Below are 24,956 nucleotides of genomic sequence, written 5' to 3'. Positions count from 1 at the left end.
ACATGCGCTTAATCATTGTCAGCGGACGCTCCGGCTCCGGTAAAAGCACTGCCCTGGCCGTCCTCGAAGACAACGGCTTTTACTGCATCGACAACTTGCCCGCCGGTTTGCTGCCTGAGCTGGCAGAGCGAGCGCTGATTCACACTGAATTGGCGCAGCCATTGGTGGCCGTGTCGATTGATGCGCGCAATCTGCCTAGCCATCTGTCGCGCTTTCCACAGTTGCTTGAAGAAGTGCGCAACCGCCATATCCAGTGCGATGTGCTGTACCTGGACGCTGACGAGGAGACGCTGCTCAAACGCTTCTCGGAAACCCGCCGCAGGCACCCGCTGAGCAGCGCCAGCCGCTCGCTGGCCGAGGCCATTCGCGATGAGACCCAACTGCTTGGTCCTATCGCAGATCTGGCCGACCTGACAATCAACACCACCAATCTGAACCTGTATCAGCTACGCGACACCATCAAACTACGTCTGCTGAACAAGCCTGAACCGGGCACCGCCTTTCTGGTCGAGTCGTTTGGCTTCAAACGTGGCATGCCGGTAGATGCTGACCTGGTGTTTGACGTGCGCTGCCTGCCCAATCCGTATTGGAAACCCGAGTTGCGTGAGCAGTCCGGGCTGGATCAACCGGTGGCCGAGTACTTGGCGGCACAACCGGATGTCGAGGAAATGTATCAGGACATCTCCAGTTATCTGCTCAAATGGTTGCCCCGCTTTGCTGCCAGTAACCGCGCCTATGTGACCATTGGCATTGGTTGCACTGGCGGGCATCACCGCTCCGTGTACCTGACTGAGCGCTTGGGCAAATGCCTGCAAGAAACCCTGAAAAACGTTCAGGTTCGCCACCGCGACCTTACTTGAAGGACCTACCCCGCGATGCCAGCTATGGAAATCGAAATCATCAACAAGCTGGGCCTTCACGCTCGGGCATCCGCCAAGTTCGTAGGTATTGCGGGCAAGTTCCCTTGCCAGGTGCGAGCAGGTCGCACGCCTGAGACCATGGTCGACGGCAAAAGCATCATGGCAATGATGATGCTCGCCGCAGGCAAAGGGACCCGAATCCATCTAAAAACTGAAGGTGAACAAGAACAGGAAGCGCTGGATGCGCTGGTCGCCCTCATCAACAACTTCTTCGATGAAGGCGAGTAGCTACTGCGCTGCATGACTCGTAACAGCTGACGAGTCATGCCAGGCTGCGTCCGACTGCGAAGCAGCCGTCATGCCATTTAACCTCGTGAGTTCAGATACACCGCGGTTATCGGTTTTATGATCGCTTCGCGCCCGATCGCAGCCTCGTGCCTCGACAACGACTACAGACCGTGATTTATCCCAACGCCGTGTCCATCACCATCATCACGCAGAACCCCACACACAACCCCAGGCTGGCCAGCTTTTCGTGACCATTACGTCGCGATTCCGGGATCACTTCCTGCGTAACCACCAATAGCATCGCCCCCGCAGCCAGGGCCAGTCCCAATGGCAACAACAACTCAGCCAGGTTCACCAGCCAGGCGCACAGCACTGCAAACACAGGCTCGACCAGACCGGACGCTGCGCCAATCAAGAACGCTCTGACCCGCGACATGCCCGCACCCGCCAGCACCAGTGCAATGACCAAGCCTTCGGGCACATCTTGCAGCGCAATGCCCATTGCCAGACTGTCGGCATCCGGCATTCCACCACCGGCAGATACACCTACAGCCATACCCTCAGGAATGTTGTGGGCCACAATCGCAATCACGAACAACCAGATGCGCGGAGCAATAACAGGCTCTCCAGGGCGACTGACAATGACTTCAGGCCCGGCCCCCGACACTTTCAAGTCCACCAGAAACAAGCACAGGGCACCCAGCAGAATGCCGCCGCTAACCAGCCCGCTTGACGCCCACGCCGACAGTCCAAGGCTTTGCGCAGCCGTGATACCCGGCACAATCAGGGAGAAGGCCGTAGCCGCCAACATCACCCCGGCACCAAATCCCAACAAGGTATCGCTGACCGCCACCGGCATATTACGGATCACCAACACCGGCACAGCGCCCAGCGCGGTTCCCAAGGCACACAAGGCCCCACCTTGCAGGGCCCTGAGCATCTTGGGTTCGAGATCCAGCCACACCAACCCTTTGGCCACCAACAATGCAGTGCCCGCCAACAGCAACAGCGTGCCGAGGGCATAACGAAACATTCGCACGCCGCCGACCGCCAAAATTTGCGTGCCCATATCCGCCTAATCCTTTTGTGTAGGCTTAGACCATAGCTGCTTGATAGCGACGCGCTACTTCAGGCCAGTTGATGACGCTGTAAAACGCATTGATGTATTCAGGCCGTCGGTTCTGGTAACGCAGGTAATAGGCGTGTTCCCACACATCCAGGCCCAAAATCGGCGTGTTACCGCTCATCAGCGGGCTGTCCTGATTGCCACTGCTCTCCACCACCAGGGTGTTGTGCGGGGTGACGCTCAACCAGGCCCAACCGCTGCCGAAACGCGTCAATGCCGCTTTGGTAAACGCGTCTTTGAAAGCCTCCAGTCCACCCAGTTGCTCATCAATTGCCTTGGCCAAGGCACCTTCGGGCTTGCCACCGCCTTTAGGACTCATCACTTCCCAAAACAATGAGTGGTTGGCATGCCCGCCGCCCTGATTGATCACCGCTGCGCGCAGCTTTTCGGGCAACTGATGCACGCTGGCCACCAGTTTTTCGACGGGCCACTGTGCCCACTCGGTGCCCTCGACTGCCGCGTTCAAGTTGTTGATATAGGTCTGATGATGCTTGGTGTAGTGGATCTCCATGGTTTGCGCATCGATATGTGGCTCAAGCGCGTCGTAGGCATAAGGCAAGGCAGGCAAGGTGTACGTCATATCAATGGACTCCTGGAATATGGCCACTGGTTGTGGAGAGTTCGCGACTGGATTGGGCAGCCGTGTTTTTGAGCAAGAGATCAGAGCGCGGGTATTCGCCGTGTTCACTGATGAAATTCAACAGTTCCACGTAGGTTTTACTGCTGTGACGTAACGCGGCTTCACGCAGTTCGGACTTGAATCGCTGGTTCTGCATGGTGTGCAACAAGCGTTGATGAATCGAACACAGGTACTCGACGCTTTCTTCGGGCTGATTGAGGCGTAAATGCAAGTCCGCCAGGTTGTGATGTGAAATCACGCAGGCTGCCACTGCTTCGTCGGCATCACTCCAGCGCTCGAACAACACTTGAGCCAGCGCCAGCGCCTGCAAATAGTGCTCTCGCGCATCAACCAGCTCGCCCTCAGCGAAACAGCGATTGGCTCTTTCGATCGTGCGTTTCCAGTGTTCCATGTGCGCCTCCAAAACAGTGTCAGGGGGATTAAACGCCGCCAGCCGTCAGCTTTTCGGGGTCCAGCAGCGCTTCAAGCTGGCTGCGCGGCAGGTCCGTAAACTCAAGGGCGACGTCAATCACCGGACGACCTTGCTTGTAAGCGGTCTTGGCGATTTCAGCGGCCTTTTGGTAACCAATGATCGGGTTGAGCGCCGTCACCAGAATCGGGTTACGCGACAGCGCTTCTTTGAGTTTGGCCTCGTTGACCTTGAAGCTGGCAATCGCCTTGTCAGCCAGCAACCGGCTGACGTTTGCCAGCAGCTCGATGCTGCTCAGCAGGTTCTGAGCAATGACGGGCAACATCACGTTGAGCTCGAAATTGCCCGATTGCCCCGCCACCGTGATCACCGTGTCGTTACCGATCACCTGAGCCGCAACCATCGCCGTCGCCTCCGGGATGACCGGATTGACCTTGCCCGGCATGATCGAAGAACCAGGCTGCAAGGCTTGCAGTTCAATTTCGCCCAGACCGGCCAGCGGGCCAGAGTTCATCCAGCGCAAGTCGTTGGCAATTTTCATCAGCGATACGGCTGTTGCTTTGAGCTGGCCCGAAACCGACACCGCCGTGTCTTGGGAGCCGATCAGCGCGAACAGATCCTTGCCCGGCGTGAATTCAAGCTGCGTCAACGCACTGAGTTGCTGGCTGAACAGCCCGGCGAATTTGGGATGCGCGTTAATGCCGGTGCCCACGGCCGTACCGCCCTGAGCCAGCGATTGCAGCGCAGGTTGCAGATTATGCAAATGCTCAATATTGGCCTTGAGCTGCTGCGCCCAGCCGTTGAGTACCTGACTCATGCGCACCGGCATCGCATCCATCAAGTGCGTACGGCCGGTTTTGACGTACACATGCACCTGCTCGGCCTTGCGCTCGATCACCTGCACCAGATGCGTCAGCGCTGGCAGCAGTTGCTCATGCAAGCCGAGCGCTGCACTGACGTGGATCGTGGTCGGAATGATGTCGTTGCTGCTTTGGCCGCAGTTGACGTGATCGTTGGGGTTGACCGCTTCACCCAGCACCTGCGTGGCCAGGGTGGCGATCACTTCGTTGGCATTCATGTTGGAACTGGTGCCCGAGCCGGTCTGGAAAATATCCACCGGAAAGTGCTCCATGTAATCGCCTTCCAGCAGAATCTGCGTGGCTTCAACGATGGCTTTGCCCTGCGCTTCAGTGATTTGCCCCAATTCAACGTTGGCCTTGGCCGCTGCGGCTTTCGCCAAGATCAAGGCACGAATGAATTGCGCAGGCATGCGCTGATGGCTGACGGGAAAGTTGTTCACCGCACGCTGGGTTTGGGCGCCGTACAGCGCCGACTCAGGCACGTGCAACTCGCCCATGCTGTCACGTTCGATACGGGTATTACTCATCGGGAAATCCTTGCACCAGTTCGATTAAAGAAATTGACGGTTCGAGTTCGCAGGTTGCCAATTGCCAGGCAAAGCTTTGCCAGCGCTTGAGTCGGCACCCGCACAGAGATTGCGTTTCGAGGTCGCGCAGCGGTCGCCACGCATGGTCCAGACACACATTGCGCCAATGCCAGGGCAACGCAGTGTCGGCAGCGGTATCCAGCAAAAGCCGGAACGAGGTCACGGCAATCGTCCACGGGGAGGTTGACGTACAGCAGGCCAGATATCGGCCTTCTGCTAAATAGTGCTCAATCAGGCGCGGCTCGTCGGGCGCCAGCCCACAACGGATCTGGCGGCTCATCCAGCGCCAGCTTTCCAGATAAGGCCCTTCATGCAAGGCAGAACTCATGACCCTGGCTCACTCGATAATGAGATTCATTATTAAGCGATATTGATTATCAAAACAACCCCGACCAAAGCGCTCGTTTAAAGCGCCCGGGGCTAAAGGGTGCGATCAATGACCGCAACCTTGTTTAATCTAAAACGTTGCGCCCTGGTGAACAGGTCATACCCTGAAAACGAAACCCACCGGCAATGCCGTTGGCGCACTGTGCTGCACGCCTCCCAGCAGAAAAAGCAACTTGCCCTCCGCTCTCGCGCTGCTTAATGCCAAAGCAAGTGGCGACAGAGGATTGTGGCGAATCAACTCATCGACCGTGTCACCCAGCGCTTTGGTCAGCAAAATTCGCGGCGAGTCTATTTTATGCAGTTGCATAAAGTTCATGGTCTTGGCGCCCCGTCGACGGAAAGCCATCACAGACAAATCCGTCATGCCTGGGTAAATCTCATACCCGAGCCGCCGCAAAAGGCTTGTCATGACCTCATTGAGGGCTAAAGAGGGGTTAGTGGTGACGTTGGTCAGCAGCGTGTGTTCACTCGCCAGCAACTTGAAATCCATGCGATTAAAAATGCTCGCCCTCACCTGGGTTCCCAACTGATAAAGCCCCTCGCCGACCCTCGTGGCTTGTGCCAACAACGCACAAGGGTCACCCAGGTGCACACTCAGCGACGACGAGTTCCCGGAGAGCCAACCATAGAGTGCTTGCTTGGTATTGAGCATGCGATTAGGGGTGATACCCGTGCTTGAGGGATCGGCAAAATGAAAGAGTCGCCGGGAAAGCTCCCGCTGGGATTGCGCGGTCATTGAGGGGAAAGCATTGCTGACAATGTTGAGGATCGGCTTATAAAAGAAGGGTTCATGAATCACCCAGCGCCCACCGGTAAACTCGCCCATTCTGGGTTGCTCGTGCTTGCCGTATCGAAGGAGCGCTTCCAATTGATCGTAGTTATTGCACGGTTTATGCGGATGTTTGAGGAAAACACGCTGGGTTTGAGCCTCATGACCCTGAGGCAATATTTCAAAGTGCAGGTCATCCAGTTTGATTGCCCGGTAAGTGCCCTGCGGGGAACTGACCTTGAAAATAGGCGGGTTAATGCTGGCCATACTGGAAAGCCCCGGATCGACTTTCTGCCCCCAGCTCTGCCACGACGTTTGGTCTGAAGCTGACGCCAAGGGAGTACTGATTGACGGAGTCGGTTGTGGTGGCCTGGCTACAGGCGGCTCTTGCGCAAGTTGCGCGGCTTTGCGCTTGTTACTCAACAATGTGCGGCTCGACGTACCGCCCGTCTGCTGCAATCTGGCTAGCCTTGCGGCTTCCAGTCCCGGTTTTAAATATTGCTGAGACCACAACGGCAACGTTTTGTGTTTAACCAGATACTCGGCCAGATCAAGTTCCAGCCCCGTTCGCAGCGTCTCGGGAAAGTTATATTGGTCCAGCAGCTTTCTGGCCTCTTCAAGGCTGAAATGGGGCAACGCTACGCGTACGCGATACGGTGCAAGGGTCGAGCGACCGCCCCCACGCAGGCTCAATTGCGGTGTACTGACTCGCCAGAGACCGTCACTGCCTTGACTGATGGGCGAGCGATACCACGCTTGGGGGCGACGCATATCCATCACACGCCAGACGAGTCGATCCTTGTCATATTTGATCTGATACCAGTACTTCTCTTGCTGCACAAAATATTGGGAGAAGCCGCCTTGCTTGGGCACTTTTTCATACACCCCCGCATACACGCCATCTGAGCGCAGGGTCAGATCGGTCAGGCCTTGGGAATACGCCAGCCTGGAATCAAGCGCCGCAGGTGAAGCAATTGCCCGTGTGAGCGGTACTCTGGCAACCACAACTGCGATGTCAACGCCTGCATCAACCAAATGCGCAATCATGCCCACAAAGTGCCCAAGCGCCTCTAGCTGGCTATCGCGTTTTAGCGCGTCAAACCCGTTCCAGAGCGATAGCAGGCTGCGGGCCAACGCAATTGGCGCTGTCACTTTTAAAGGGAGGACAGCCGTCACGATATCCACGGCCAACTCGATACTGTTCCAGACGCAAAGCCCGTTGAGTTCCGTCGTCGAATTACTCACCGCATCAGCATTGGCAATGGCGTGCCGGGCTTGGGCAATACACGCCTGCTCAATAAAATTCCCGGCGATGGGCAGTAATTTCACATCAGGGGCACGTAACCCCTGCTTGAACAGATGACGAATTCGCACGTGATGACCCGCACTGACTCTGCCCACCAAATAGTCAGTGAACTGCGCCTCATGCAAAAATTTACCGGCCATGTGCGAGCGATTTTCGAACTCGCGAAAGCGCTTTCCATCTGGTGCTTCGGGGGTATACACCACGATTGAGCTGACACTGAACTGTGGATGCAGGCCTGGAAGTTCAAGCTCAGAAGCCGATGACGGCACAGAGAGCGAATGGGCGCTTATGATTAACACCCCGCGCACCGTCGTCTCGCCCACCAGCAGTTGGTGCACCTTGATCGCATGCCCCTCAACCGTCGCAATGGCCTGTGGATTTTGAGCCTCGTCAAGTACCGCTTCGACCCAGCGATAACCGCGATCCAGTCGATCGGGTGAAAAATCACCGGATATTTTGGCTTCCAGTGCATCCAGGCGCATCTGCGCAATCATGAGTTGCATGGCTGTTTCGCGGCGTGAAACAGCCATGGGAGAGTCAATCAACTTATCCTGCAAAAAGGCCTGGTAGCTGTCTCCGATATTGACTGTCCGGATAATGGTCTTGACCTGCGCCGGCGATAACTGAAGTGACTGCGGGCCGCTCGCACTGCCTGTCGTCACGCGGGCCGTAAGGGCATAGTCAATATCAAATTTACTGACATTCTCCAGTGCCAGCTGGGTCATGGTGCGGGTTGTACTGACCAGCCTGATACTGGGCCCTGTGCGCGAGAGACTGTTGACGGCTGTATAAGATGATGGCGCCAGGCTACCCGCGGGAATGACCGCACCTGCGCCAGCCTCGGCCGCAGTGGTGGTGATGAACAGGGTGTCGGGGTCAATACTGAGCCCGTACTCCAACTGAATATGCTGCTGAATCTGTTCTCGAGCATACCGAAGCAGAAAGGCTTTATCGCCAAACTGATGGGACGACGGCTCACCGTCTTCATTGGCAATGAAAGCGTGAGTCTTGTAGCGCTCAACCGCCTCAAGCCAGCTTTCACGGTCCTCGGGGCTAGCACTCACCAGCCACGCGCGGGTTTTTAACGAAATCCGCTTGAACAGGCGCGCGGCAAACGCATTGGTTTGACTGAACCGATGGGCATAATCGACCACATGAGCCAGCTCATCTTCCAGTTGCGCGATGTTGGCGGCCGCTGTGTGAGACAGGAGATGGATTATGTTCTGTTGACGTTGGTCGTCGTGCACCCTGTACCAATGTTCGAAAATGGACGGGTAAATTTCGTCAAAGACCCATTCAAAAGAAGCCTGCGGCACCTTGCCTAATGCCTCGATACGCAACAAATCCGTGGGTGAGGTGAGTTCAAGCATGGATTCAAACTCGGACACCGCCCGCCAGCGGCGCTCCAGCTCGTCCTCTAAAGCCTGCAAGGTGTTAAACCCCTGTAGCCCGCCTGATGGCGTATACAACACCGCCACCCCTGCCTGCGCACGCGCATCAATCTCAACCGGCCCGGTTTTGGACGCGACAGTAAACGCCCCGAACTGATCGTAAAACCCCGATCCGTCTCGCTGCGTGATGACGAAAGCACCTGCAAAAGAAATCGGGCCAAGCCCGTCTTGGCCTTTCAACCTCAAGGCATACACGGCCGGGCGTGAGTAGACGGCCAACGCGGCCCGAGTTGCCAATGAGGGGTAGCGCACAACCAGATCAACCACGCTCACCTGTTCAGGTGTCAGCGTAGTGTCAACATTAAGCATCGCGCTCTCGGCACGTAACAACGATGCCAACTGATCCAGCAACCATTCCTTTCGCGAGCGATTGCCGGTCTGCGCGCACGACGCCAACCAAAAGTCAGTGGTCTGTAATCTGAAATAGCTCCCCAGATACCGGCGCATGTCCGCTAAAAAAAGCTCGAAGCGGGCAAGCTCCAATTCAATGTCTGTCGCCTGCCCCGCGCGGCGCAAGACAATGGTTTGAGCGGGATAGGAAGCAAAGACACCCGTGTGCAGTGTCTGCAGGACGGTATCGATCACGCTCAGTGGCAGATCAGGGGGTGATGCCTGCGCATGGCCTGGTACGGAATCATCAAGCCCTGGAACAATCAGCAAATGCTCAGGCTCAGGCACGGTTGCAAGAGCCGGGAATGTGGCTTTGAACTCATTGCCAATTACCGAAGACAAACTGGGCTGATCGATCAGTAGAAATTGAATGTCTGCATCAATTTTCAGCCAGTTACGAATACATACTTTTTCAGCCGCGGGGCTGATCTCAACCAGCTCAGAACTCAAGGCATCTGATAATTGAAAGACATCACTCATAGGGAAACACTCACACATGCTCAAGTAGCCCATTGCCCCGGCCATATGCGGGAGTCAGGGACGATAAATACAAGAGCAGTGTGTACCGGGTGAACGTCGAAACTTATCTACATATATAGGCGCTGTAACGGTGTGAGTGCTGGCATTAACGCCAGGGTTTTAGCGAGGTTGTGTCCTGGCGTATTGCGCGTGGTAACGGCGCGCCAGGACACGTCACTGCAAAAGATTAACTGCCCGCTACCATCATTCGCTCAATGAGTACCGAACCCGTACGAATGTTGCTGCGCAGTTCCAGATCATTGCCCACGGCGACTATCTGCTTGAACATGTCGCGCATGTTGCCTGCAATGGTGACCTCCTGAACCGGGAACTGGATCTCACCGTTCTCGACCCAGAAACCCGCCGCACCACGGGAATAGTCGCCGGTGACCATGTTCAAACCGCTGCCCATCAGTTCAGTCACAAACAACCCGCGCCCCATGCGGCGGATCAATGCGGCCTGATCTTCATCGCCGTGGGTCACGAACAGGTTGTGCACCCCGCCCGCATTCGCCGTGCTTGGCATGCCCAGCTTGCGGCCGGAATAAGTGCTGAGGATGTAGGACACCAACTCGCCGTCTTTGATAAACGGTTTGGCGAAGGTGGCCAAACCGTCGTTGTCAAAGGACGAACTGCCCATCGCGCGCATCAGGTGTGGACGCTCGTCCAGGGTCAACCACTCAGGGAAGATCTGCTGCCCCATCGCATCGAGCAGAAACGATGATTTGCGGTACAGGTTGCCACCCGAAATGGCGCCCAGAAAGCTGCCGAACAAACCGCCCGCCAGCTCAGCGCTAAACAGCACCGGCACTTCACAGGTGGGCACCGGGCGAGAGCCCAGACGACGTGCCGCACGCTCTGCCGCGCGCTGGCCTATAAGGGCCGCATCCATCAGTAACTCACCCTGACAGTTAACGTCGTACCAGTAATCGCGCTGCATCTGGCCATCACCTTCGGCGATCATCACGCAGCTCAGGCTGTGCCGGGTAGACGCCGAGCCGCCGATAAAGCCGTTGCTGTTGCCGTAGACGCGACAGCCCTGGTGAGTGCTCAAGGAGGTGCCGTCAGCGTTTTTGATGCGGCTGTCGGCCTCGAATGCAGCGGCTTCGCAGGCCAGGGCTTTTTCGATGGCCTGCTCCGGCGTGATGTCCCATGTGTGGAACACATCGAAATCTTTAAGCTCACGGGCCATCAGGCTTGGGTCTGCCAGGCCAGAGCTTTCATCTTCTGAGGTGTGCTTGGCAATCGCCAGCGCGGCTGCAACGGTTTCACGAATAGCATCGGGACCGGTGGCCGAGGTGCTGGCCGAGCCTTTGCGCTGGCCCACGTAAAGGGTGATACCAAACCCCTGGTCGCGGTTGAACTCGACGGTTTCGACCTCGCGCTGGCGCACCGAGGTCGACAGGCCCTGCTCCACTGACACCGCCACTTCACAGGCGCTAGCGCCCTGGCGCTTGGCTTCGGCGATGATTTGCTCGACCTGCGCTTGCAGTGCCGGCAAGGCCTGCGGGCCGACGCTTTCTACTGCACTCATGGTTTTCTCCACTCAAATTCTGTTTTCGGTAGGGCCGCCGAGCGACCGGGCCGGACAAGCGGCCCCCGACTGGTTATCATGGCGGCGTTTCTTTGCGGACTGCCACCATGGTTGATTCTTACGACGACGCCTTCGACGGCGAAAAAAGCAAATCGCAGGTCAAACGCGAGCTTCATGCTCTGGTTGATCTGGGCGAGCGCCTCACAACGCTCAAGCCTGACTTGCTGAACAAAATGCCTTTGACCGACGCCCTGCGCCGGGCCCTGGCAGATGCTCCAAAACACACGGCCAATATTGCGCGCAAGCGGCACATGATGTTCATCGGCAAGCTGATGCGCGATCAACCGATTGACGAAATCATGGCCTTGCTGGAACAGGTTGACGCCTCTTCCCGCCAGTACAACGAACGTTTCCACGGCCTCGAGCGCTGGCGTGATCGCCTGATCGAAGGCGATGACGACGTACTGGAAAAGTTTGTTACCGAGTTCCCTGAAGCCGATCGCCAGCAAATGCGTTCGATCGTGCGCCAGGCCAAACACGAACTGGCTCACAACAAGGCACCGGCTTCGAGCCGCAAATTGTTCAAGTACATTCGTGGGTTAGACGAGACTCAACGCGGCTTGCGTTAAACCTCGTACATGGCCGGGTTGCCCTGCAACCCGGCCAATCCCCCTCAACCGCCTGTACCGCCTACTGTAATCGCGTCAATCTTCAAGGTGGGTTGCCCCACGCCAACCGGCACCGACTGACCATCCTTGCCACATGTACCTACGCCACTGTCCAGCGACAGGTCATTACCCACCATCGACACTTTGCTCATCGCTTCCGGGCCGTTGCCAATCAGGGTTGCACCTTTGACCGGACGGGTGATTTTGCCGTCTTCGATCAAATACGCTTCGCTGGTGGAAAACACGAACTTGCCACTGGTGATGTCGACTTGCCCGCCACCGAGGTTGGCGCAGTAAATGCCCTTCTTCACCGAGGCAATGATCTCAGCCGGGTCGCTTTCGCCACCCAACATGTAGGTGTTGGTCATGCGTGGCATCGGCAGATGAGCGTATGACTCACGACGACCGTTACCGGTGCGCGCCACACCCATCAGGCGGGCATTGAGCTTGTCTTGCATATAGCCTTTGAGCACGCCGTTTTCGATCAGGGTGGTGCACTCGGTCGCAGTACCCTCGTCGTCCACGCTCAGCGAACCACGACGACCGGCCAGGGTGCCGTCATCGACGATGGTGCACAGCTTGGAGGCGACCCTTTCACCCATGCGGCCGCTGTAGGCCGAACTGCCCTTGCGGTTGAAATCACCTTCCAGACCGTGGCCCACAGCTTCGTGCAGCAACACACCAGACCAACCCGAGCCCAAGACCACGGGCATGGTACCGGCCGGTGCTGGCACCGCTTCAAGGTTGACCAATGCCTGACGCAACGCCTCACGGGCATAGCCCATCGCACGGTCGTCACTCAGAAAATAACGGTAATCGGTACGCCCACCGCCGCCATGCCCGCCCCGCTCGCGGCGGCCATTTTGCTCAACGATCACGCTGACATTGAAGCGCACCAGAGGCCGCACATCAGCGGCCAACCCGCCATCAGTGGACGCTACCAGAATGCGCTCCCACACCCCGGCCATGCTCACGGTCACTTGCTGGATACGCGGATCAAGCGCGCGAGTGGCGGCATCGACACGCTTGAGCAGCTCGACCTTTTCGGCGCGGCTGATGACTTCCAGCGGGTTGTCTGGCGCGTACAGTTGCGCCACGTCTTGCGTGGTGAAGGCTTGCACGGTGCCGTTTTGACCAGCGCGCGAGATTGAGCGGGCAGCACGGGCGGCCAACCCCAACGCCTCAAGGGTGATGGCGTTGCTGTAGGCAAAACCGGTTTTCTCACCCGACTGGGCACGCACCCCTACGCCTTGGTCCAGGTTAAAACTGCCTTCTTTGACGATGCCGTCTTCGAGGGCCCAGGATTCAGAAATCTGGCCCTGAAAGTACAGGTCGGCGGCATCGATGCCCGGCCCGGCCAGGTCGCCCAATACGCTTTGCAGGCTTTCAATGGTGACACCGCCCGGTGCCAACAGGTGTTCGCTGACTGAGGTCAACAACTCGCTCATAGTTACTCCGTCTTGACCCCTGCTTCAGCCGCTGTGAGGGCTGAACGCACGGGCCTGAATTAGCCTTGCGTGGCAGGTCGCTGGGCGCCCTGCGAAAAAAATCGCCGGTGGTCTGTCACCGGCATGCGTGCCCTGATGGCCGCTTGTTCAACACTGTCGCGTTCGGCGATCAGCACCCCTTCGCCCTGTGCCTGCTCAGCCAGCACTCGCCCCCAGGGGTCGATGATGGCCGCGTGGCCGAAGGTCTCACGCGGCCCCGGATGCACACCACCCTGAGCGGCCGCCAACACGTAACATTGGGTTTCAATGGCCCGGGCACGGATCAGAATCTCCCAGTGCGCCGCCCCCGTGACGGCGGTAAACGCTGACGGTGCGCTGATCAACTCTGCGCCCGCAGCGCGTAACTCGCTGTACAACTCCGCAAAGCGCAGGTCATAACACACGCTCAAACCCAATTTACCCACCGGCGTGTCCGCCACCACCACGCGCTCACCTTGAGCATAGTCATCGGATTCACGGTAGCGCCCACGATTGTCAGACACGTCAACGTCAAACAAGTGCAGCTTGTCGTAACGCGCCACCTGCTCGCCGTCGGCATTGATCAACAGGGAACAGGCGTTGGCCTTGGCATCCGGTTGACCCGCAGGGGGCAATGGCAACGTGCCTGCAACTACCCATAACGTGAGGTCGCGGGTGACCTGTTTCAACCATGGCAGGATTGGACCTTCGCCCAATGCCTCGGCCCGGCCCAAGGCGGCGACATCACGGCGGCCCATCGCGGCGAAGTTTTCCGGAAGTACGGCCAGTCGCGCCCCACCTTCGGCCGCTTTTTCAAGCAAACGACGCGCCTGTGCCAAATTGGCCAGCACATCGCTCTGGCTGACCATTTGAATGACTGCTAGCGACATGACGTGTTCCTCAATAGCCCGCCATTATTTCTTTTCAAATGGCTTGTCGAACGTGATTTTCGGGTCTTGCCACGGCCCTTTGATGCTGTATTGCACGCTGGCAAAACGCGACACCTGATCACCAATCAGCTTGTTGATCAAGAACAGCGCACCGCCCACTGCCGGAGCACCGACCAGCAATGCCGCTATCGGCAAGTTATTGGTCACGGGCAAAGTGACCAGCAGCCGGGCGTCGACCTGATCGGTGACCATGTTCAAGGTGCCACTCAATTCAAGGTTGCTCGACGGGCCGGTCATGGTGATGGGTTTATTGGCGCTGTACACCCCGCGATCAGCCTGCAACAAGCCTTTGACCCGGTCGTAACTCAAGCCTTTGCCGAACAGGTCGGAGAAGTCCAGACGCAAACGCCGGCCAATGGAGTTGAAGTTCAGCAGGCCAAAAATACGCAGGACCTGGGCACTGCCATCAACTTCGACAAACTGGCCTTTGTTCAATGACGCATCCAATGTGCCACTGAAGCGTTTGAGGCCAATCCACGCCGGTGAACCTGGCCACTTACCCTCCACGTCCAGGCGGAAATTATCGCTGGTCACACTGGGCGCAAAGCCCCAGTTCTTCAATACGTCCGCCAGATTACGGCCGCCCAGACGGCCCTTGTACCAACTGTTGCTGGCGCCGGCAAAACCTTCCCAGCCGCCCGCACCCTCTAGCAGCAAGCCTTTGAGCCCCAAGTTGAGGTTGTTGAGCAAAATGCCACGGCTGGTGGGGCGTATGTTGAGCGACCAGGCGCCAATCAGGTCCGGCCCCTGATAGAGCTGGCGAATGATGATGTCCAGCGCAGGAATGTTGCGCGGGTCAACCGAGGCCAACGGATCAGGCGCGTTGTCGTCCGCCACAGCCTTGGGATCAGCAGCGGGCAAGCGCACGATCTGCATCGTGATGGTGATCGGGGCGTTTTTCGCGTCCGGCAACGTGGCCGAGCCAACCGCTTGTTTGCTGTCGATTTTCAGCCCCCAGGACGCGGGGTAACGGTTCATCTGCAAGCGGACCTGATCGAGTTGCGTGCCCATCGCCGTCAGTTTGCCAATCTTGAAATCGGCGCTGCTGAGCAGTTGCTGCGCGCTGCCCCCTGCATCCTTGCCCGCGTAACGCTCGACCAATGCCTGCCAAGGTGCAACATCCAGCTCGGACAGCACGCCGCGCACACGCAGGCCCTTGGTGGTGGGTAACGTGGCCGCGCCTGCGCCGAGGAACAATTCACCGCGCCCGGCCTCAAGCTTGCCGTCCGGGGCGGCGAAGGTCAGGCTCGCCAGGTTGGCGTAATCAAACCAGTAGCGCTTCTCGGCGCCCTGCAAGGTCATGCGGAACACGCTGTCGCGGCTTTCATTGGCCGCAAGCCCAAACGGTGCCGGCAGATCAATCACCGCACCTTTAAGGCTGGAGTTGACACGTAACTGACTGTCGGCGCCGTCCAGCGTCAATTGCAGCTGGTAAGGCAAATCGCCCGAGACCGGGATCGGTTGATTGAATTTCAGCCAGTCCGTGAGTTTCTTGACCCCGACCTGACCATTAGCCACCACCCGGGTGCTGATCCTGCCGGGCCTGCCATCGGCAAAAATCTGCGCGTTGATCGGCCGGTCAAAAGCGCGGGCGGTGATGCTTTTGCCGCTTAATCCTTTTGCACTGTCAAAACGGAAGTCGCCTTTGAGCTGTGTCAGCTCGAACTCGGGTTCGCTGATTTTCAAGCGTGCTTTATCGGTTTTGAAATCCACCACGATTTTCGGTTCGACGCTGTGTTCCAGCGGGATATCGAGGTCTACCCGACCATTGAGCGAGCCTTCACCCTGCCAGCCGGCGAAGGTTTGAGCTGTGCCAATCGGCGCGTCTTGAAGGATCTTCAACCCATCACCCAGACCGCCCGCAAAGTTGCCCTGCAGTAACAGATGGCTGACTTTACCGCTCGGCACATGGGGGATGCTCACCGCAACGTCACGCACCTGGGTGTCGAGTAACTGCCCCTTACTGGCCATGATTCGCACACCGCTGTCTTCGATAAACACATCGCCAGACACATTGCGCACATGGGGCCAGCCCGGCTGAAAGTCCAACTCTGCGCCATGCACCTTAAAGAACAGGCTGATATTGCGAGCCGCCGCGACAGCGTCATGGCTCAGCGAGCCTTGGTACTGGAAGAATCCTTCTTCAACATCGCCCTTGATAATCGCGGTACTGAGCCATTCGGTCAGCGCCGGACTCAAGACTTCTGGCAGATATTTGGGGGTAAAGCGGCCATCGCCATCGGTCAGACCGACCCGCAAGTCCATGTAGTCTTCCTGGGCGTGGTCCATGTGGATACGGATCAGAAAGTCGGCCGCGATCTTGCCCTCCTCGCCCAACACCTTGATGTAAGGCGCGATCAGGGTGAAGGTGTCCTTGCTCAGCGTCCACGTGAGCAAGGCATTGGCCTGCTGGTACTGCCACGGCTTGGCGAAAATAGGGTCCAGGTGCAGCATGAAGTCCTTGCTGTCCAGACGCAGTTCGCCTTTACCCAGATCACCACTGATCAAACCGCTGACATTGCGCGCAGCGGGCGCGCCGTGGGTGGCGTTAAAACCGACCTGTTGCAGGTTGGCGGCGAAGCTGAGCTTTTGATCGTCTGTGGCGTGCGGGCGAAAGTCGGCCAGCACATTGCGCAGCGTACCCGTGACGTTGAGCTGGTCGATGACGCTGGCCACGCTGTCGGACCAGGGTGCGAGTGAGTCCAGCAGGGGCGTAATCGGCGTCAGGTTCAGGTGGTCGGCCTGAAAATGCCAACGTTGCGGGTCGGTATCGGTGGCCTTGAATTGCTGCACCTGCGCGCGCGTCTCCCAGCGCAGGTCGCCAATACTCATGGCCAGCGAGTCCAGCACCACGTTCACGCCTTGATCACCCCGTTCAAGCCAGGCATGCAGGGCGACATTTTCAAGCGTGCTGGGTTTGCGCTGTGCATAAGCGCCGCGAAACTTCGGTGCATTCAAACGCGCCGTCGCGCTTTGTACGGTGCCGTTGCCCCAGTTGAACCAAAGTTCACCGCCAGCCTTTAACTCGGTAATGTTCCAGCCTTGGGTGAGGTTGGAGGGTAGCCACTTGGCCCAGTCGCTTTGCGGCAGGCTGACATAGGCTTGCGCCGCGCCATCGCGCCAGCGGCTGGCTTGAATCTGGCTTTTGACACTCAACGCAACCGGCTGACCATCAGGCAACGTCAAGCGCGCATCAAGGCGCTGATCAGAGGCGCCGACATCAAGGCTCAGGCCAACATAGGTCAGGGTCATCGGAGCGGCTTTATACGGCTCAAGTGTGAGCTGGCTGTCGAGCACCGACAAACGCTCGACCCGTTGCAACTGATTCAGTAACTGCTCGGGGTCCAACGGCTTGTCATCCTGGACCGGCAAACCTTCGAGGGTCCAGTGACCGTCTTTGTCCTGACGCGCACTCAGTTGCAAGCCATCGAGCTGCACGTGGCCGATGCGCACTTCACGGGCCAACACGCTGCCCCATAGATCGGGCACCACTTGTACTTCGTCCAGGCGCAAGGCGCTGTTGCCTTCACCCACCATCACATCATGCGCCAGCAGCACCGGCGCCATGCCGCTCCAGCGGCCTTCAAGACGGCCAATGCTCAGCGGCATGCCCAAGGCTTCACGCGCCTTGCTCTGCACTTCGGCGCGATATTCAGCAATCAGTGGCGTGAGTTCGCGTCCCAGGCTGACGTACAACGCCGTCAGCACCAGCAGCAACGCACAAAGACTTAATCCCCAGCGGGTCAGCGCGGCAAAAAAGCGTGTCAGACGCTCCATGTCAGGTGGCCCCTTCAGTAATGATCGAAGGGGCTGGATTCAACCCCTTTGGTATATCCGTAAAGCGTGTGGTGCTTCAGAGCAGCACCACGTCGTATTGTTCCTGGGAGTACATGGTTTCTACTTGAAAACGAATCGTACGCCCGATAAAGCCTTCAAGCTCTGCCACATTGCCCGACTCTTCATCAAGCAAGCGGTCTACCACGCGCTGACTGGCTAACACGCGATACCCTTCGGCTTGATACGCACGCGCCTCACGCAAGATTTCGCGGAAGATTTCGTAACAGATGGTCTCAGGAGTCTTCAACTTGCCACGCCCCTGACAGCACACGCACGGCTCGCACAGCACTTGCTCAAGGCTTTCGCGGGTGCGCTTGCGGGTCATTTGCACCAGTCCCAACTCGGTAATCCCGATGATGTTGGTTTTGGCGTGGTCGCGTTCGAGCTGTTTTTCGAGGGTGCGCAGCACTTGGCGCTGATGCTCTTCGTCTTCCATGTCGATGAAGTCGATGATGATGATGCCGCCCAGATTACGCAGGCGCAGCTGGCGCGCGATGGCGGTGGCCGCTTCGAGGTTGGTCTTGAAGATGGTCTCTTCAAGATTGCGATGCCCTACGAACGCGCCGGTGTTGACGTCAATGGTGGTCATGGCCTCGGCCGGGTCCACCACCAGATAGCCGCCGGACTTGAGTGGCACCTTGCGATCGAGGGCTTTCTGGATTTCACCTTCTACGCCATACAGGTCAAAAATCGGCCGCTCGCCGGGGTAATGCTCCAGACGATCCGCGATTTCCGGCATCAGTTCGGCCACAAACTGCGTGGTTTTCTGGAAGGTTTCACGTGAGTCGATGCGGATTTTTTCGATCTTGGGGCTGACCAGATCGCGCAGTGTGCGCAAGGCCAGGCCCAGGTCTTCATAAATAACGGTCGGCGCACCCACGGTTTTGATTTGTGCACCGATCTGGTCCCACAGGCGACGCAGATAACGAATGTCCATCAGGATTTCATCCGCCCCGGCACCTTCGGCCGCCGTACGCAGGATAAAACCACCGGCTTCCTTGATGCCTTCCTGAGCCACGCAGTCGCTGACCACCTGCTTGAGGCGCTCACGCTCGGCTTCGTCTTCGATCTTCAGGGAAATACCGACATGCGCGGTGCGCGGCATGTACACCAGATAACGCGAAGGGATCGACAACTGCGTGGTCAGGCGCGCGCCCTTGGAGGCAATCGGGTCTTTGGTGACTTGCACCACCAGGCTCTGACCTTCATGGACCAAGGCGCTGATGCTTTCAACGGCCTGGCCTTCACGCAGGGAGATTTCGGAGGCGTGGATAAAAGCTGCGCGGTCCAGGCCGATATCAACAAAGGCGGCCTGCATGCCGGGTAATACGCGAACGATCTTGCCTTTATAGATGTTGCCAACAATGCCTCGGCGCTGGGTGCGCTCGACATGCACCTCTTGCAAAACACCGTTCTCTACCACCGCCACGCGCGATTCCATCGGCGTGATGTTGATCAGGATCTCTTCACTCATGGCTGGGTCTCGTTCAGGCGTCATCACATTAGTGCCACGTCTCGTAGGTGCGGTATTTAACGCACGGTAAGGTTTTGCCAACAGGGTATGCCGAAATGCGCCAGCACTTCTGCGGTTTCGCACACAGGCAAGCCGACGACAGCCGAATAACTGCCATTGAGCCCGGACACAAACACCGCAGCCAAGCCTTGAATAGCGTAGCCACCGGCTTTGTCCTGAGGTTCACCACTGGCCCAGTACCGCGCAGCTTCTTGTGTGCTGATGTGTCTGAAATGAACCGTGCTGCGTACAACGCGTGTCTCACAACGCTCAGCGTCCAACACGGCAACGGCGGTCAACACCTCATGCTCACGACCCGATAACGCCATGAGCATAGCCAAGGCATCGGCCTCGTCGACGGGTTTACCCAGAATTTGCCCGTCCAGCACCACGGCGGTATCGGCGCCCAGCACGCAAAAGGCGGCGTCAGGGACAGATGTGCGCAAATGCTCACGCCCGGCGCGTGCTTTTTCACACGCAAGGCGCTCGACATAGGCCGCAGGGGATTCATGGGCAAGAGGGGTTTCATCAATGCCAGCACTGACGGTGCTGAAAGGCACGCCGATTTGAGTCAGTAACTCGCGTCGGCGGGGTGAGCCTGAAGCCAGATAAAGCGAAGTCATCACGACATCTCCCTGTCAATGTGCACAAACCAGGAAATGGCTCGCGATCCGGTCAATTAATTTTGAAGCGTCGGGTCAATCCACGGAGTCCATAACTAACCCAGGGCCACAGCAACGCGCTGACCAAGGCTGGCAGCACCAGCGCCAGCGTGGGCTGGCGGTTGCCGGTCAAGGCACTGAGCCACAACTGCGCCAACTGCGCCAGGCCGAAGATCACCAACAGCACCAGGCTTTGCTGCCACATCGGGAACATGCGCAACCGCTGTTGCAGGGACAGCACCAAGAATGTGATGAGGGTCAGAATCAATGCGTTCTGCCCCAGCAACGTGCCGTACAGCACGTCTTCGGTCAGGCCCAGACACCATGCGGTGACCATGCCCACCTTGTGCGGCATGTACAGCGCCCAAAAAGCCAGTAGCAAGGCCAGCCACAGCGGGCGAAAGACTTCCATGAACTGCGGCATCGGCGAAACGCTGAGCAGCAGGCCAATGGCAAACGTCAGCCAGATCATCCAGCCATTGTGCGAACGGATACCCGCCATTATTGCCTCTCCCGAGTGGTGGCCGGCGCAGCGGCTGGCGGCGTGGCGGCGGCAGGGGTTACAACTGGAGCCGGTTTTTTAACCGCGCCGCTAGCGGGCGTTGGCGCCACAGGCTGGGTTGCCGTAGGCGCTGGTGTCACCGTTGGGGCAACAGCAGGCACAGCAACCGGTTTGGGCACGGTGGCGGGAATGATGGGTAGCGGTTCGCCGTTTTTCTCGGCCTCTTGCGCTTGAGCCGCGTCATTGGCCCGCTCTTCAGGGCTGCGGCTGTCACTGAACACCAACAACAGATAGCGGCTGCGGTTCAACGCCGCCGTCGGCACCGCACGCACGATGGCAAACGGCTGACCGGAGTCGTGAATCACTTCCTTGACGGTTGCCACCGGGTAACCGGCCGGGAATCGCTGGCCCAAACCCGAACTGACCAGCAGATCGCCTTCTTTGATGTCGGCGGTGTCTGCCACATGGCGCAACTCCAGACGCTCGGGGTTACCCGTGCCGCTGGCTATTGCCCGCAAGCCATTGCGGTTGACCTGCACTGGAATGCTGTGGGTGGTGTCGGTCAGCAACAGTACCCGCGAGGTGTAGGGCATCAACTCGACCACTTGCCCCATCAGCCCACGCGCATCGAGCACTGGCTGACCGAGCACCACCCCGTCGCGCTCACCCTTGTTGATGATGATGCGATGGGTAAAGGGATTAGGGTCCATGCCAATCAACTCGGCCACTTCCACCTTTTCGTTGACCAGTGCCGAGGAGTTCAACAACTCGCGCAGGCGAACGTTCTGCTCGGTCAAGGCGGCCAGTTTTTGCATGCGGCCTTGCAGCAGAAGGTTTTCGGTTTTTAGTTTCTCGTTTTCAGCGACCAGTTCCGTACGGCTGCCAAACTGACTCGCGACACCCTGAAACAGGCGCTGCGGCAAGTCGGTAATCCAGTAGGTCTGCATCAGCACCAGTGACATTTGACTGCGCACCGGCTTGAGCAACGTGAAACGGGCATCGACCACCATCAGTGCGACCGATAGCACGACCAACACCAATAGGCGTACGCCCAAAGAGGGGCCTTTGGAAAAGAGCGGTTTAATAAGCCGCTCCTCCGGGGCAAGTGTTCAATGTATTCATACGGCTTCAAGCGGCCTGGATGAAGATTGACAAAAGATAAACGCCAAAAGGCAGCACTGCAAAGTGCTACCTTCTGGTGATAACCATCGAACTGCGACCACCGATCTTATTCGCTGGAGAGCAGGTCCATCGTGTGTTTATCCATCATTTCCAGCGCACGGCCACCGCCACGCGCAACACAGGTCAACGGGTCTTCGGCAACAATTACCGGCAGACCGGTTTCCTGCGCCAGCAACTTGTCGAGGTCACGCAGCAAGGCGCCACCACCGGTCAGCACCAGACCGCGCTCGGCGATGTCTGAAGCCAGCTCTGGCGGGGACTGCTCCAGCGCGCTCTTCACGGCCTGAACGATGGTGGCCAGCGACTCTTGCAGCGCCTCCAGCACTTCATTGGAGTTCAGGGTGAAAGCACGAGGTACGCCTTCAGCCAGGTTACGGCCGCGTACGTCAACCTCACGCACTTCTCCGCCCGGATAGGCTGTGCCGATTTCCTGCTTGATGCGCTCAGCCGTCGATTCACCGATCAGGCTGCCGTAGTTACGGCGCACGTAGGTGATGATCGCTTCGTCGAAGCGGTCGCCGCCAACCCGTACGGACTCGGCGTAAACCACGCCGTTCAGGGAGATCAGCGCGATTTCAGTGGTACCACCACCGATATCGACGACCATCGAACCGCGCGCTTCCTCTACCGGCAAGCCGGCACCGATGGCGGCGGCCATTGGCTCTTCAATCAGGAAGACTTCACGGGCGCCGGCACCCAGTGCCGACTCACGAATGGCGCGACGCTCAACCTGAGTCGATTTGCACGGTACGCAAATCAGTACCCGAGGGCTTGGTTGCAGAAAGCTGTTTTCGTGAACCTTGTTGATAAAGTACTGCAGCATTTTTTCGCACACGCTGAAATCGGCAATAACGCCGTCTTTCATCGGACGAATGGCTGCAATGTTGCCCGGTGTACGGCCCAGCATGCGCTTGGCCTCGGTGCCGACGGCAACGACACTTTTCTGGTTACCGTGTGTCCGAATAGCCACAACCGATGGCTCATTCAGGACAATACCGCGCTCGCGCACGTAAATAAGGGTGTTGGCAGTGCCCAGGTCGATGGAAAGATCGCTGGAAAACATGCCACGCAGTTTCTTGAACATGGGAAAGGGACCCTAGGCAACGCGTGGGTAAAAAAGTGCGGCAAACTCTAACAACGACAGGGATTTTGGGCAAGGCGCCAATATGTTAAATTGGCCGCTTTTCCGAGCACCAGCCCCCACAATCGCGGCCATATGACCGTAGAAATGCGGTAGTGTTCCGACAATCTAACACACGGATAGCATCCGTCTTGTTTTCCACTGGAGAATCCCATGGCGCTTGAACGCTCCGACGTGGAAAAAATCGCTCATTTGGCCCGCCTGGGTTTGAATGATGCCGATCTGCCACGCACCACCGAAGCCCTTAATAGCATTCTGGGGCTGATTGACCAGATGCAGGCTGTCGACACCACCGGTATCGAGCCGCTGGCCCACCCACTGGAAGCCAGCCAGCGCCTGCGTGCAGACGTCGTGACTGAAACCAATCACCGCGAGGCTTACCAAGCCATCGCGCCAGCGGTCGAGAACGGCCTCTATCTGGTTCCCAAGGTCATCGAGTAAAAGGAAGAGCCTGCATGCATCAATTGACTCTGGCCGAGATCGCCCGCGGACTCGCCGATAAAAAGTTTTCGTCTGAAGAGCTGACCAAAACCCTGCTGGCGCGTATCGCCCAGCTCGATCCTCAGCTCAACAGCTTCATCACCCTCACCGAAGACCTCGCTGTAGAGCAGGCCAAGGCCGCCGACGCACGTCGCGCCAACGGTGAAACCGGCGCCCTGCTGGGTGCGCCAATTGGTCACAAGGACTTGTTCTGCACCTTGGGTGTACGCACCAGCTGCGGCTCCAGGATGCTCGACAACTTCAAGGCCCCGTACGATGCCACCGTGGTGTCGAAACTGGCCGCTGCGGGCGCTGTGAGCCTGGGCAAGACCAACATGGACGAGTTCGCGATGGGCTCGGCCAACGAGTCGAGCTACTACGGCCCGGTCAAAAACCCGTGGAACCTTGATCACGTGCCCGGCGGTTCGTCGGGTGGCTCGGCCGCAGCCGTTGCCGCTCGTCTGTTACCGGCTGCCACTGGCACCGACACCGGCGGCTCGATTCGCCAGCCCGCCGCACTGACCAACCTCACCGGCCTGAAACCGACCTACGGTCGTGTGTCGCGCTGGGGCATGATTGCTTACGCGTCCAGCCTCGATCAGGGTGGCCCGCTTGCGCGCACCGCCGAAGACTGCGCCATCCTGCTGCAAGGCATGGCCGGTTTCGACCCGCAAGACTCCACCAGCATCGACGAACCCGTGCCGGACTACAGCGCCAACCTCAATGGTTCGCTGCAAGGCCTGCGCATCGGCGTGCCAAAAGAGTTCTTCAGCGAAGGCCTCGATCCACGTATCGCCGAGCTGATCCACACCAGCATCAAAGAACTTGAAAAGCTCGGTGCCGTGATCAAGCCCATCAGCCTGCCCAACATGCAGCACGCGATTCCTGCGTACTACGTGATCGCGCCAGCAGAAGCCTCCTCCAACCTGTCGCGTTTTGACGGTGTGCGCTTCGGTCATCGCTGCGAAGACCCCAAAGACCTCACCGACCTGTACAAGCGCTCGCGCGCCGAAGGTTTTGGCCCGGAAGTACAACGCCGGATTCTGGTCGGCGCCTACGCACTGTCGGCGGGTTACTACGACGCGTATTACCTGCAGGCGCAAAAAATCCGTCGCCTGATCAAAAACGACTTCATGACGGCGTTCAATGAAGTCGACATCATCCTCGGCCCAACCACGCCTAACCCGGCCTGGAAAATCGGCGCTAAAAACAGCGACCCGGTTTCTGCCTATCTGGAAGACGTGTACACCATCACCGCCAACCTCGCGGGCCTGCCGGGCCTGTCGATGCCAGCCGGTTTTGTCGATGGCCTGCCTGTAGGCGTGCAGCTGCTGGCTCCGTACTTCCAGGAAGGTCGCCTGCTCAACGTTGCTCACCAGTATCAGCTCAACACTGACTGGCACACGCGCTCACCTGCCGGCTTCTGAGG

At 58.2% G+C, this 24,956-nt stretch carries 20 protein-coding genes; 5 read left to right on the top strand and 15 right to left on the bottom strand.

What is annotated here, in order from left to right; genetic code table 11:
- The first annotated feature begins 2 nt into the window (after window positions 1-2).
- Both rapZ and AP059_RS06880 read left to right on the top strand, forming a co-directional pair.
- Window positions 3-860 (top strand): RNase adapter RapZ, encoded by an 858-nt coding sequence (gene rapZ / locus AP059_RS06885; protein ID WP_048363151.1) that lies wholly within the window; start codon window positions 3-5, stop codon window positions 858-860.
- Between the two features lie 15 nt (window positions 861-875).
- Window positions 876-1,148, top strand: coding sequence for an HPr family phosphocarrier protein (locus tag AP059_RS06880; RefSeq protein WP_059762493.1), 273 nt, complete (start codon window positions 876-878; stop codon window positions 1,146-1,148).
- Between the two features lie 175 nt (window positions 1,149-1,323).
- Here AP059_RS06880 and AP059_RS06875 read toward each other — a convergent pair whose 3' ends face one another.
- The 7 genes from AP059_RS06875 to pmbA all read right to left on the bottom strand — a co-directional run bounded on the left by AP059_RS06875 (window position 1,324) and on the right by pmbA (window position 11,126).
- Window positions 1,324-2,217, bottom strand: a complete 894-nt coding sequence (locus AP059_RS06875) for a ZIP family metal transporter (RefSeq protein ID WP_059762491.1) — start codon at window positions 2,215-2,217, stop codon at window positions 1,324-1,326.
- Between the two features lie 25 nt (window positions 2,218-2,242).
- On the bottom strand, window positions 2,243-2,854 hold the full coding sequence (locus tag AP059_RS06870; RefSeq protein WP_059762489.1) for a superoxide dismutase: 612 nt from the start codon (window positions 2,852-2,854) through the stop codon (window positions 2,243-2,245).
- A 1-nt stretch (window position 2,855) separates the two neighbouring features.
- Window positions 2,856-3,305 (bottom strand): hypothetical protein, encoded by a 450-nt coding sequence (locus AP059_RS06865; protein ID WP_059762487.1) that lies wholly within the window; start codon window positions 3,303-3,305, stop codon window positions 2,856-2,858.
- 28 nt (window positions 3,306-3,333) lie between these two features.
- The gene (locus AP059_RS06860; protein ID WP_048400236.1) at window positions 3,334-4,710 is read right to left on the bottom strand and encodes a class II fumarate hydratase; all 1,377 of its coding nucleotides are present in this window, start codon (window positions 4,708-4,710) and stop codon (window positions 3,334-3,336) included.
- Complete coding sequence (locus tag AP059_RS06855; protein ID WP_059762486.1) at window positions 4,703-5,098, bottom strand: hypothetical protein; 396 nt, start codon at window positions 5,096-5,098, stop codon at window positions 4,703-4,705. The genes AP059_RS06860 and AP059_RS06855 overlap by 8 nt, the downstream gene beginning before the upstream one ends.
- 156 nt (window positions 5,099-5,254) lie before the next feature.
- The gene (locus AP059_RS22445) at window positions 5,255-9,553 is read right to left on the bottom strand and encodes a dermonecrotic toxin domain-containing protein (RefSeq protein ID WP_059762483.1); all 4,299 of its coding nucleotides are present in this window, start codon (window positions 9,551-9,553) and stop codon (window positions 5,255-5,257) included.
- A gap of 226 nt (window positions 9,554-9,779) precedes the next feature.
- On the bottom strand, window positions 9,780-11,126 hold the full coding sequence (gene pmbA, locus AP059_RS06845; protein WP_059762481.1) for a metalloprotease PmbA: 1,347 nt from the start codon (window positions 11,124-11,126) through the stop codon (window positions 9,780-9,782).
- Between the two features lie 107 nt (window positions 11,127-11,233).
- Here pmbA and yjgA point away from each other — a divergent pair, with 107 nt between their 5' ends.
- A complete protein-coding gene (yjgA, locus tag AP059_RS06840; protein ID WP_048363143.1) occupies window positions 11,234-11,755 on the top strand; it encodes a ribosome biogenesis factor YjgA in 522 nt (173 codons plus the stop codon).
- 44 nt (window positions 11,756-11,799) lie between these two features.
- Here the strand turns inward: yjgA and tldD are convergent, their stop codons facing one another.
- The 8 genes from tldD to mreB all read right to left on the bottom strand — a co-directional run bounded on the left by tldD (window position 11,800) and on the right by mreB (window position 22,990).
- On the bottom strand, window positions 11,800-13,242 hold the full coding sequence (gene tldD / locus AP059_RS06835; protein WP_059762479.1) for a metalloprotease TldD: 1,443 nt from the start codon (window positions 13,240-13,242) through the stop codon (window positions 11,800-11,802).
- Between the two features lie 59 nt (window positions 13,243-13,301).
- The gene (locus AP059_RS06830; protein ID WP_059762477.1) at window positions 13,302-14,150 is read right to left on the bottom strand and encodes a carbon-nitrogen hydrolase family protein; all 849 of its coding nucleotides are present in this window, start codon (window positions 14,148-14,150) and stop codon (window positions 13,302-13,304) included.
- A 24-nt stretch (window positions 14,151-14,174) separates the two neighbouring features.
- Window positions 14,175-17,987, bottom strand: coding sequence for a YhdP family protein (locus AP059_RS06825; RefSeq protein ID WP_059762474.1), 3,813 nt, complete (start codon window positions 17,985-17,987; stop codon window positions 14,175-14,177).
- Between the two features lie 76 nt (window positions 17,988-18,063).
- Window positions 18,064-19,521 carry a ribonuclease G gene (gene rng / locus AP059_RS06820; protein WP_048363139.1) on the bottom strand — a complete coding sequence of 486 codons (1,458 nt, stop codon included), beginning with the start codon at window positions 19,519-19,521 and terminating at the stop codon, window positions 18,064-18,066.
- 56 nt (window positions 19,522-19,577) lie between these two features.
- On the bottom strand, window positions 19,578-20,183 hold the full coding sequence (locus AP059_RS06815) for a Maf family protein (protein WP_059762471.1): 606 nt from the start codon (window positions 20,181-20,183) through the stop codon (window positions 19,578-19,580).
- Window positions 20,184-20,235: 52 nt separating this feature from the next.
- Window positions 20,236-20,724 carry a rod shape-determining protein MreD gene (gene mreD, locus AP059_RS06810; RefSeq protein WP_048363137.1) on the bottom strand — a complete coding sequence of 163 codons (489 nt, stop codon included), beginning with the start codon at window positions 20,722-20,724 and terminating at the stop codon, window positions 20,236-20,238.
- Window positions 20,724-21,779 (bottom strand): rod shape-determining protein MreC, encoded by a 1,056-nt coding sequence (gene mreC, locus AP059_RS06805; RefSeq protein ID WP_059762469.1) that lies wholly within the window; start codon window positions 21,777-21,779, stop codon window positions 20,724-20,726. The genes mreD and mreC overlap by 1 nt, the downstream gene beginning before the upstream one ends.
- 173 nt (window positions 21,780-21,952) lie before the next feature.
- Entirely contained in the window at window positions 21,953-22,990 is a 1,038-nt protein-coding gene (gene mreB, locus AP059_RS06800) for a rod shape-determining protein MreB (RefSeq protein WP_002555108.1), read from the bottom strand.
- A gap of 210 nt (window positions 22,991-23,200) precedes the next feature.
- Between mreB and gatC the strand changes: the two genes are divergently transcribed.
- The gene (gatC, locus tag AP059_RS06795; protein ID WP_048363135.1) at window positions 23,201-23,488 is read left to right on the top strand and encodes an Asp-tRNA(Asn)/Glu-tRNA(Gln) amidotransferase subunit GatC; all 288 of its coding nucleotides are present in this window, start codon (window positions 23,201-23,203) and stop codon (window positions 23,486-23,488) included.
- A 14-nt stretch (window positions 23,489-23,502) separates the two neighbouring features.
- Window positions 23,503-24,954: an Asp-tRNA(Asn)/Glu-tRNA(Gln) amidotransferase subunit GatA gene (gene gatA / locus AP059_RS06790; RefSeq protein WP_048363134.1), complete on the top strand. Its 1,452-nt coding sequence runs from the start codon at window positions 23,503-23,505 to the stop codon at window positions 24,952-24,954.
- The last annotated feature ends 2 nt before the right edge of the window (window positions 24,955-24,956 follow it).

Origin of the sequence: Pseudomonas sp. TAA207 (genome assembly GCF_001529285.1) — a bacterium.
GTDB lineage: Bacteria > Pseudomonadota > Gammaproteobacteria > Pseudomonadales > Pseudomonadaceae > Aquipseudomonas > Aquipseudomonas weihenstephanensis.
This window is presented reverse-complemented; position numbering and strand designations above follow the sequence as displayed.